The 10,348-nt window shown below is 62.5% G+C and carries 10 protein-coding genes; 7 read left to right on the forward strand and 3 right to left on the reverse strand.

The window, feature by feature from the left end:
- On the reverse strand, positions 1-1,238 hold a 1,238-nt coding region (locus ACXJ7R_RS16045; protein ID WP_457152689.1), incomplete at its 3' end, for an FAD-binding oxidoreductase.
- A gap of 86 nt (positions 1,239-1,324) precedes the next feature.
- Here ACXJ7R_RS16045 and ACXJ7R_RS16050 point away from each other — a divergent pair.
- Entirely contained in the window at positions 1,325-2,356 is a 1,032-nt protein-coding gene (locus tag ACXJ7R_RS16050; protein ID WP_457152690.1) for a GlxA family transcriptional regulator, read from the forward strand.
- Between the two features lie 167 nt (positions 2,357-2,523).
- Positions 2,524-2,814, forward strand: a complete 291-nt coding sequence (locus ACXJ7R_RS16055; RefSeq protein ID WP_457152691.1) for a hypothetical protein — start codon at positions 2,524-2,526, stop codon at positions 2,812-2,814.
- Positions 2,815-2,892: 78 nt separating this feature from the next.
- On the opposite strand, the gene ACXJ7R_RS16060 is transcribed toward ACXJ7R_RS16055, so the two are convergent.
- Entirely contained in the window at positions 2,893-3,159 is a 267-nt protein-coding gene (locus ACXJ7R_RS16060; protein WP_457152692.1) for a hypothetical protein, read from the reverse strand.
- Positions 3,160-3,216: 57 nt separating this feature from the next.
- On the opposite strand from ACXJ7R_RS16060, the gene ACXJ7R_RS16065 reads away from it, so the two are divergent.
- The gene (locus tag ACXJ7R_RS16065) at positions 3,217-4,941 is read left to right on the forward strand and encodes an adenylate/guanylate cyclase domain-containing protein (protein ID WP_457152693.1); all 1,725 of its coding nucleotides are present in this window, start codon (positions 3,217-3,219) and stop codon (positions 4,939-4,941) included.
- Positions 4,942-5,327: 386 nt separating this feature from the next.
- Here ACXJ7R_RS16065 and ACXJ7R_RS16070 read toward each other — a convergent pair whose 3' ends face one another.
- Complete coding sequence (locus tag ACXJ7R_RS16070) at positions 5,328-7,109, reverse strand: adenylate/guanylate cyclase domain-containing protein (RefSeq protein WP_457152694.1); 1,782 nt, start codon at positions 7,107-7,109, stop codon at positions 5,328-5,330.
- 557 nt (positions 7,110-7,666) lie between these two features.
- Between ACXJ7R_RS16070 and ACXJ7R_RS16075 the strand changes: the two genes are divergently transcribed.
- The 4 genes from ACXJ7R_RS16075 to ACXJ7R_RS16090 all read left to right on the forward strand — a co-directional run.
- The gene (locus tag ACXJ7R_RS16075) at positions 7,667-8,209 is read left to right on the forward strand and encodes a hypothetical protein (protein ID WP_457152695.1); all 543 of its coding nucleotides are present in this window, start codon (positions 7,667-7,669) and stop codon (positions 8,207-8,209) included.
- A 54-nt stretch (positions 8,210-8,263) separates the two neighbouring features.
- Positions 8,264-8,407: a hypothetical protein gene (locus ACXJ7R_RS16080; protein ID WP_457152696.1), complete on the forward strand. Its 144-nt coding sequence runs from the start codon at positions 8,264-8,266 to the stop codon at positions 8,405-8,407.
- Positions 8,404-9,978 carry a DUF4942 domain-containing protein gene (locus ACXJ7R_RS16085; RefSeq protein ID WP_457152697.1) on the forward strand — a complete coding sequence of 525 codons (1,575 nt, stop codon included), beginning with the start codon at positions 8,404-8,406 and terminating at the stop codon, positions 9,976-9,978. Before ACXJ7R_RS16080 ends, ACXJ7R_RS16085 begins: the two co-directional genes overlap by 4 nt.
- Before the next feature lie 62 nt (positions 9,979-10,040).
- On the forward strand, positions 10,041-10,348 hold a 308-nt coding region (locus ACXJ7R_RS16090), incomplete at its 3' end, for a hypothetical protein (RefSeq protein WP_457152698.1).

Below are 10,348 nucleotides of genomic sequence, written 5' to 3' on the forward strand. Positions count from 1 at the left end.
CGCTGCATGTCCTGCCAGAAGCTGCGAACCCAGCCGATGTTCGCATCGTCCTCGTCAGCGACTGGCCAAATGGCGTCGAGGCTGAGCATGAAGGGCATTGAGCGGTCGCCGAAGGCAGTCGCATCGGCTGCAACGTGCTGGACGCAACCGCCGAACTTCCAGATCGAGGCGAAGGTCATTTCGGAGGGCCGCTTCGCCAACCGTACGGTGATCTCCCCGATGACCTCGTCGTCGAGGCGCGAGAGGTAGGTGGATTTCCAGTAGCAGCGGTCGCGACCTTTCGGGAACAGCCCGTCATAGAGCGACTGGATGGTGCGATATGGCATGCGGCCGCTGAAATCGACAAGCGGTTCCCCAAAACTCCGCAACGGTGCCACGACCCGCTCGCCCTCGTCGGCCGGTCCGTCATAGACATGCGCGAGCGCCAGGACGCGACGGCCCCTTGCATGCTCGGGAATCGAGGGATCGTCGGGCAGGGTGGAGAACTCGGCCAGGCCGCTCAGGCGGTCGGGTGCGGTCTGCATGAAGTCGCGCCAGAGCGGAATGATCTCGTTGGCGCGCTCCTCAGGATAGGCCGGACCGCATAACATCAGCTCCGGTTCGATCGGGTGCAGCTTGAACTCGAAGCTCGTCACCACGCCGAAATTGCCGCCGCCGCCGCGCAGCGCCCAGAAGAGATCCGCATTCTGCGTCGCGTCGGCATGGATGAGGCGGCCATCGGCGGTCACCAGATCGGCGGCCAGCAGATTGTCGACGCTGAGGCCGTGGCTGCCACGCAGCCAGCCGATGCCGCCAGAAAGCGTCAGGCCGGCAACGCCCGTCGCCGAGATGAGACCGCCCGGCGTGGCGCGGCCAAGCGGGGTGGTGGCCGCATCGACATCGGCCCAGGTGGCGCCGCCTTCGACGAAGGCACGGTCGAGGCCGGGCGCGACCCGCACGCCCTTCATCAGCGACATGTCGATCATCAGTCCGCCGTCGCAGACAGCGTAGCCTGCAACATTGTGGCCGCCCGAGCGGATCGCTATCGTCAACCGCTGCTCGCGCCCGAAATTCACCGACGCCACGACATCGGCAGCACTCCGGCAGCGCGCGATGAGGGCGGGGCGGCGGTCGATCATGCCGTTCCAGACGATTCGCGTCGTATTGTAGGATGGGTTCAACGGCTCCAGCACCTCGCCGCGCATGATGGAACGGAAGCTTTCGATGCTCGATTGTGCAAGGGTAGCGGTGGCGGCCATGGGGCGGTCTCCTCGTTTTACGCACGCTAGCGCGGCGCGGGCACGGTTACTAAAGCCGAAAATGCTGGAAGGCGGTCATTTCTGCCATGGTTGAACAGGCCGACCCATTGAATGTGGCGATCCTTGCCGTTCCGGAGGCTACAGCCTCCACTATCTACGGCATGTTCGACCTGTTTTCCTCGCCCGGCAGGGATTTCCTGTTCATCACCAGTGGAGCCGCGGGCACGCCGCGCATGCGGCCCTATGTGGTTGCTGGGGACGGTAGCGCGTTTCGCGCCGCAAACGGCGTCTGGGTGCGCCCGGACCACGCGCTTTCCGATTGCCCTCGCCCCGACATCGTCTGCATCCCCGATTTCTTCGTCAATCCGGGCGAAAGTGTCGCCGGGCAGTATGATGCCGAGGCCCGCTGGCTGAAGCGTGCGCATGACGACGGCGCCATGCTGGCAAGCGCATGCTCGGGCGCGGTGCTGCTCGGCGAGGCCGGGCTGCTCGACAATCGCGAGGCTACCATTCACTGGGGCTATGTCGAGACGCTCACGAACAACTATCCCGGCGTGAATGTGAGGCCGGACCAGTCGCTTGTGCTGAGCGGCGAGGCGCAACGGGTGGTCATGGCTGGGGGCGGCTCGAGCTGGCAGGATCTCGCCCTCTATCTCATCGCGCGCTTTGTCGGCCTCAAGGAGGCGATGGAGGTCGCCAAGGTCTACATGCTGCAGTGGCACGATATGGGCCAGCAGCCCTTCGCCGCGCTCATGCGCTTTCGCCAGACCAGCGACGCGGTGATCAACCGGTGCCAGAGATGGGCGGAGCTTGGCTACCGGACCCCCTCGCCCGTCGCCGCCATGACGAAGTTGTCAGGCCTGTCCGAGCGCTCCTTCGTGCGCCGCTTCGCCAGGGCTACGGACATGAAGGCGATCGACTACATCCATGCGCTCAGGCTCGAGGAGGCCAAGCAACTGCTGGAGACGGGCGATCTCCCTGTCGAAGCGGTGGCGAATGAAGTCGGCTATGAGGATGCGAGTTTTTTCGGGCGTCTCTTCCGCCGCAAGGTCGGGCTGACGCCGGCGCAATATCGCATTCGTTTCGGTGCTCTCCGGCGAGCTCTGAGCCGCGATTGAATCTCAACCGTCGCGGCGCGATGCTCATATTCCGCTTTGCGCCTCAAGTCTGCCAACCGATCGCCGGCACGACGCCTTTCACGCATGTTTCGCGAATATGAGGGGTCGCTAATGCGCGTACGACGGCATAAAAAGGAAACCGCCCAAACGTCGCAACGGAGGAAGAGATGGCTTATGGGATCGTTCACCACTTTCCGGGTGGGACAAAGTCGCAATACGAGGCATCACTCGCTGCCGTGCATCCGGCTGGCGGCGCTCTGCCAAAGGGCCAGACCTTCCATGCCGCTGGGCCGTCCGCCGGTGGTTGGACGATCGTTGCCATCCACGACTCTAAGGAGAGTTGGGAGAAGTTCCGCGATGGAATTCTGATGCCCACGATGAGCAAAGGCATCAAGGGCGGCTTCACCTCGCCGCCCCAAGAGACAGCGTTCGAAGTCCAGAGTATTCACAAGAGCTAGCATTGGCACCGTTCGGGCATTTGGTCTCGGCGCCCTTAAACGACGCCCCCTTGGCCGTTGTTCATGTTGACATTGTGGCTAATTAAACGGCGCGCCGCCGTCGCGGCGAAAGCCGCCCGATAGGCACATAGCGGCTTCGTCCGAAGGTAGATTCGGAATGACCGCAATTGGCCGAAAGCAGACCGGCAGCTTTGAGGCTGCGGATATCGAAAAGCGGACATTCACGTCGACGTGGGCATAGTCGTGACCTGACCCGAAGCAGTCGTTGACTGTTGAAGGCTCAATGTCCCGAAAGGGGTAGGAGACCATCATTCCACCCAGGCAGCCGTTCTCGTTGCCGGCCACGATGGACTCCTCCGTGCGGCGCAAATACCATCGATCCAACCAGTGAGGCGATCACTTATGGCTGATGAACGCGTCAAGCGCCGTCTTGCCGCCATCGCTGTGGCCGACGTGGTCGGCTACAGCCGAATGATGGAGGCGGATGAGGCGGGTACGCTGGCGGCACTGAAGGAGCGGCGCAAGGCGATCCTGGAGCCGATCGTTCGCGATCGCGGCGGGCGGATCGTCAAGCTTATGGGCGACGGCGTGTTGATGGAGTTCACCAGCGCGGTGAACGCAGTCGAGGCTGCAGTCGAACTACAGGCCAAAATGGCGGAGGCCAACCAATCCGTCACCGAGCACCGCCGCATATTGCTGCGTATCGGCATCAATCTGGGCGACGTGATCGGTGAGGGCTCGGACATCTATGGCGACGGTGTGAACGTTGCGGCTCGCCTCGAAGCCTTGGCAGAGCCAGGCGGGGTCTGCGTCTCGGCCAAGGTTCATGAGGAATTGCGAGGCAAAGGCAACGCTGCCTTCGAGGACATGGGCGAGGTGGCGCTCAAGAATATCGTCAGACCGGTGCGGGTTTACCGTGTGGAAACGAGTACTGGTCAAGTGGGCGGGCGGGCCGCAACGACCTCTGCTGCCAGGCCCTCCATTGCCGTTTTGCCATTTGACAATCTGAGCGGCGATCCCAGTCAACAATACCTTTCGGACGGCATCACGGAGGACATCACCACCGAGTTGTCGCGGTTCAGAAATCTTACCGTCGCGGCGCGTCACGCTTCGTTCCATCTTGCCAGGATGGGCATCAACCCAATGCAGGCCGCCCGCGATCTGGGCGCGAACTACGTCATCGAAGGTAGTGTGCGGAAGGCGGGCGAGCGGATTCGCATTACTGCACAGTTGATCGACGCAAGGACAGGCAACCACGTCTGGGCGGAGCGGTATGATCGCGAATGCCACGACATTTTTGCTGTGCAGGACGAAGTCGTGGCAGCAATCGTGACGACGCTCGAGGGGCGAATGGTGGCCGCTGCTGCGCTTCAGGTGCGCAAGCGGCCAACGTCGAGCTGGACGGCCTATGACTTTTTCCTGCAGGGCCGGGAGTTGGCCGACGCCAACATGGAGAAGGAGGCCGTTCCGCTTTTTTCCCGCGCGACGGCGATCGATCCCGATTTTGCGCACGCTCACGCCTGGCTGGCGATCGCTCTCCTCGGCCGCTACTGGTTCGACACCGATCCACGAACGCTGCACGAAGCGTCACTTGCCGCACAAAGAGCCATGGAGTTGGACAGCAACGATCCGACGGTCCACCACGCCAACGGCATGGTCATGGTGTGGCTCCGCGAATACGAACGGGCCGGCGTCCATTTCGACCGCGCCGTCGCTCTCAATCCGGCCGATGCGCAAATTCGCGCGGACCGAGCGAATTGGTTGCGATACGCCGGCCGGCCGGAGGAGGCTCTGGCCTCAATCGACGACGCGCTGAAGAGAACCCCGTTTCCACCACACTGGTTCTGGGTAATTCGCGCCAAAATTTTGTTGGAACTGAGGAGATATGGCGAAGTCGTAGCGGCCTTGGACAACATGCCAAAAAAGGATCACCCCGCTTGGCTCACACTGGCGGCCGCCCATGACCATCTCGGCCATGTCGCTCTCGCTGCGCATGCGCTGGCGAAGGCTCGCGAACTTAGACCCAGCATCTCATCGCGGGAACTGATCGCTGTGAATCCTTATGCTCACCGAGATGCGCTTAAACCTCTGCTCGATGGCCTGCGCAACGCCGGATTGCCGGAGTAAGTAGGCCGCCAATGGGACATTGAAAATTTACACCACGCGGCGAGTTCACCGGAACGCATGCGGATGGCTTCGCGGTCGCAAACGATAGTTCGTCCCTTGAGGTTGCGGAACACCGCGCCTCTTGCCCCGGCCGTAGGCTACGCGCGGAGTGGGTGACGAATGCGGCGTTTCGCGTTCGTATCGTGAATGCCCAAAGATGGCCCAACTGCGGCATCCAGGTACCGGAAGTTCTGACGTTGCGAGAGGGCGGATTCCGGACCTTCGGGCGTGACGCTTCGGCAACCAGCGTGCGTCAATTCCGAACTTAGCCCGTCGCTGATCGGGAGGCCGGCTTGCCGTCCGGGATCGACGGCCCAGCCTATCGGCTGACGTTCGCCGCCGCCAAGCTATTCGGGCAACCCCAGTATGCGTGCACCTTCTGCGAACTTATCCGCGACGGCCCGCGCCATACCGACCTCGAAAATCATGCGGACCCGAAATTCTGGCTCCAGCTCGAGCAATCGCTGCACAATCGGCCGTGCTTCCTCCTCGCGCCCGGCCAGCGCCAACGACGCGGCGTGAAAGAAATAAAGCGTGCTGAAGCGGGTATTGGCTTGAACGGCCTTGGCGAGGGCCGATGCCGCCTCGCCGTAGCGCGTCTCCTGGACGGCCGCTGCTCCCAGCGCCGCATGGGCCACAAAAGCCGAGGGATCGAATGGGCTCAGTCGCAATGCACGGTTGGCGTTGGAGGTCGCCGCTGCGGGGTGACCGGCGAAAGCGTAGATGAGCGAGCCGAAATAGAGCGCCGTTGCGCACGAGGCGTTAAGCGACAGGGCGCGCTCGACGGCGCTCAACGCCGCTTCGTGGTCCTTGCTCAGCATGGTGATCGCAAACGCGGCAATGGCCAACGCCGTCGCGTCATCGGTGCCGCTCGCTATCACAGCGCGAGCATGCCCGACCCCGGCGGCCTTGTCGGCCTCGCCGAGCCCGGCGCGCGAGAAGAAAATCTCATGGCACCAGGCGAGGAGCGCATGGGCGGCGGCGTAGTTCGGGTCCAGCCTGAGCGCATCCTCCAGAAGCCCCGCTGCGATCCTGGCGTCTGCGGGCATCACCGTTGCCATGTGGGGAACAGCGCGCAGATAGAGGTCGTAAGCGTCGAGATTTTCGGGACGCTTTCGCCGCGAGCGTTCGATCTCCGACCGCTGAAGGCTCGGCTCGACGATGCCGACTACTTTGTCGGTGATTTGGTCCTGCAGATCAAAAACATCCTCCAGCGCGCCGTCGTAACGGTCTGCCCACAGATGCGCCCCGGTCTCGGCTTCGAGAAGCTGCGCGGTGATGCGCAGGCGATTTCCAGCCTTCCGCACACCCCCTTCTAGAACGTAACGGACGCCGAGCTCGCGTCCCACCTGCCGCACGTCCACAGCCTTGCCCTTGTAGACGAAGCTCGAATTGCGCGCGATCACGAACAGCCATTTGATCCGCGACAGCCCGGTGATGATCTCTTCCACCATCCCGTCGSCGAARTATTCCTGCTCYGGRTCGCCGCTCATGTTCTGGAACGGCAAGACSGCGATCGAMGGCTTGTYGGGCAGCGCGAGCTGCGGCGAAGGCTTATCCGGCACAGTGGGCGCCGCAGGTGCCGCGGGCTTGGCGTGAGCGGGAACGCCGACTTGTAGCGAATAAACTCGGACCGGATCGGCGATGTTCTTGAGGCGCACCGCGCCGCGATCGTCGATCGCGAGATCGAGCCTTGCTTTGACCTGCCAGTACGCTTGCTCGGAGAGACAGATACTGCCGGGCTCGCATATGCCTTCGAGGCGCGCGGCGATATTGACGCCGTCRCCCATCAGRTCGCCGTCGCTCTCCTCRACKAYGTCGCCSAKATGGATACCGACGCGGAACTCKATRCGKCGMTCMGGTGRCASGCCSGCRTTGCGYTCRASCATGSCRTTCTGCACCTCGATGGCGCASCGSACCGCGTCSACSACGCTGCGGAACTCGACGAGGCTCCCATCGCCGGTTCGCTTGACCACGCGACCATGGTGCACGGCGATGGTGGGATCGATCAAATCGCTGCGCAGCGCCCGCAGCCGCGCCAGGATGCGATCCTCGTCCGCGCCGGCGAGCCGACTGTAGCCAACCACATCCGAGACCAGGATTGCTGCTATTTTCCGGGTCTCATTCATGCCGTCCTCTCTCTCCAGCTTGGCACTGCAGCCAGACCAGGGTCGCCCCCTCTCAGCATAGAGCCGTTGAGCCCAGGGAAGATAGCCCCGAGCCATTAGTCGGATGGTCCGCATAGGATCGACTCTAGTCGTTCGAGACAATGGCCGCGAAGGGCTAGACTGGCGCAAACACGACCAACAGCTCCGCGCTGCTGATGTCCGGTTTCGGGTAACAKCGAAATAGCTTCGAGTGACCAAGATGAGGCGCAAAGCTGCCGTTCGCCCCTTGGAAGACGGACGTCTGGTTCAGGTCAAAAGTGGCCTACGGCACCCAAGATCGATGACCTTGGGGAAAGCAAGCTGAATGACCCTACAGGCATAGCAGATCCTCGGCTCGTTCGAGCACCCCTGACGAGATGTGCATAATGCATAGCCGKCCTCGCATCGCACGGCTTTGCTACGCGCCAGGAGAAGATCGGCCAGCTCGCGTTCATTTTCAGTGACTTCCATTGTAACCATTTTGGTTACATGCTAAGTTGTTGCGGTTACAAGGTCATTCCCTACCACGGAGACCAAAGATGAAAACGACCAACCTGACAGCACAGATTGAAGAAGCCCGCAAAGCCGGTGATTGGGACAAGCACGCTGACCTTTGGGAACAGCGCCGCATCGCCGAGGTCGACGCCGAAGAGAGCAGCTTGACCGAGCTGGCAGACCATCCCTTCTCTCCCGAGAACGTCGCCCGCGAGAGCGGCGCAACCAGCACCAGCGAGGCAAACTGGCTCCGCTGGGTAGCCAAGGCCGAGCGGATCGCCGGCCACGATCTGGACGGAGACCAGGACGTCGACGGCTACTCCCTCGACTTCGCGTTTGAAGCCTTTCGCGCCGGCATACGGCTGCGGATCATGTCGCATCGTTTCAGGGCCGGGGGCGCTGACGATGTTCTACTGCGACGAATGCCTCGACCCCTGCAGCTGGCACGATTCCCTGCTTTGCCCGGGGTGCCGCGATCGCCTGGCCGATCGCATTGCGGCCGAAGAAGCCGACTTGGCTTTCGATTTCCAGGAAACCAGCGAGGGAGGCGCGATGCACTGAGAGAGGCAAACCATCCCTTTCGATAGGGCGGCGGGAGTGGTCCCGTCGCCCGCCAAGACCCTACCACGGAGACCAGACCAGTGACCGACAAGCCCACCGAATACGAGTTCACCCTGCCCGACGGCACCAAGCGCTACGAGATCGTCATCGAGCGCAAAGACGTCTTCATCTTCCAGAAAATGCACGGCGCCACCAGCGCCAAGCCGGTCGGGCAGAAGCCATGAACGCGCTGATCCCCCGCAACACCGTCGAGCAGATCGTCGCCTATCGCGATGCCGCGGTGGCCGCGTATCACGCCGCATTCGAAGACGTCGAGCGAGCCGCCGGCAAAATGAAGGAGGCTGCGCTGCTCTGGAAGTCCGCTGCCGGCGAGCACTCCAACAGCTATCACGGCGACAGCAGTCCCGACGAGATCAAGGCATTTTTCAGCTCCGTGAAGCTCCCCGACCGGGACCAATATTTCCGCACTGCGGTGCGGCTGATCGACGTGTCCTGTTGGCACTATCTGGTGCAGATGACCGAGCTCGATGCGCTCATGGACCGCAAGGCCAAGGACGAACTGCGCGACAGCCTTGCGTGGGTGCCCGAGCGGTACAACCACGGTCGCGGCGACAGTCGTGAGTTGATCAATCCCGAAGAACTGCAGGGGATCCCGCCGGTGACGGTCGACAACATCTATGCCACGATCGACAAGTGGGCCGGCGAGGCGCAGATGATCTTCCGGCGCGGCATTGCTATCGCCTTCTCCTCCCTCGATCGCCGGTTTAGGTCGCATGACGGGTTCAAGATCGGCGGTCGAGTCATCCTGACGTATGCCTTCAACGAGTTTGGCGGCGGGCTCAGCTACGGCCGCACGGCCGACACCCTGCAGGACATCGAACGGACCTTCTGCATCCTGGACGGGAAGAAGCCCGGCCTAGCCTATGGCGGAATCATCGGTCAGATCAGGAACGAGCGTCGCTATGGCCCGCACCAGTCGGAGCACATCGGCGAGTATTTCAAGGTGGTCGGCTACAAGAACGGCAACGCCCATCTCTGGTTCACCCGCGACGACCTGGTCGAGAAGGTCAACAAGATGCTCGCCGAATACTATGGCGAGGTGATCGGCGACGCGCAGACCAAGGAACCCGATGACCTCTTCCGCAACAGGAAGACCACGCCGGCCAGGAACTTCGGATTCTTCCCGACGCCCGACGGCGCGGCCGAGGATCTGATCAAGGGTATCCCTTTGATCCAGCCAATCGAGAAGCCCCGGCTCACCATTCTCGAGCCGAGCGCCGGCACCGGCAATCTGGCGCGGCGCTGCGTCTCCACCATCAAGGACTTTTCCGATCATTACGGCTATGGGCAGACCGACCAGATGGCGCGGTGGCGCAAGGAATACCGGTTCGACAACCAGGTTGATTGCGTCGAACTGCAGCCGGCGCTGGCCGGCGCGCTCCAGGCTCAGGGGCTCTATCGCAAGGTCTACGCCACCGACTTCCTGTCGCTGCGCCCCTCGGTCACCGGCCTCTACGATCGGATCGTGATGAACCCGCCCTTCGACATGGAGCGCGATATCGACCACGTCGTCCACGCGCTCGACTTCCTGAAAGACGACGGTTGCCTCGCCGCCATCATGTCAGCCGGGACCGAGTTCCGAGAGACGCGCAAGGCCATCGCCTTCCGGGCGTTGATGGAGAAGCTGAACGCCAGGTTCAACGATCTGCCCCACGGCTCATTCGCCGAGGTCGGGACCTACGTGAACACCATCACCGTCAAGGTCTGGAAGGACGCCCGCAGAAGCTATCTTTAGCTTGACCATACTGTAACCATTTTGGTTACGCCATAGGATCAATCCCTACCACGGAGTCCCCAATGTTTCCCCCGAGAGAAATACCCCAAGACGAGGAGGATCGGCGGCAGCTGCGCCCCTCGATCACCCAGGCCCTCGAGATGTGGGGCAGCTGGCATCGCGACTGCTCTCCGCTCGGCTGCACAGGCGATTACACCCTCGACATGCAGCTCGCCGACGCGTTCCGCCATCTCCTCTATCGGCTGGCGCTGAACGACCGGCTGACCTGGATCGAGCGGGAGATCAAGCGGCCACGCAAGCGCGGAGCCGACAACCGCTACCAGGCGGAACTCTGCACCTGGTGGCTGGACCTATGGGAGGCCGAGAAGGC

It is taken from the genome of Mesorhizobium sp. P5_C1, from assembly GCF_054049815.1.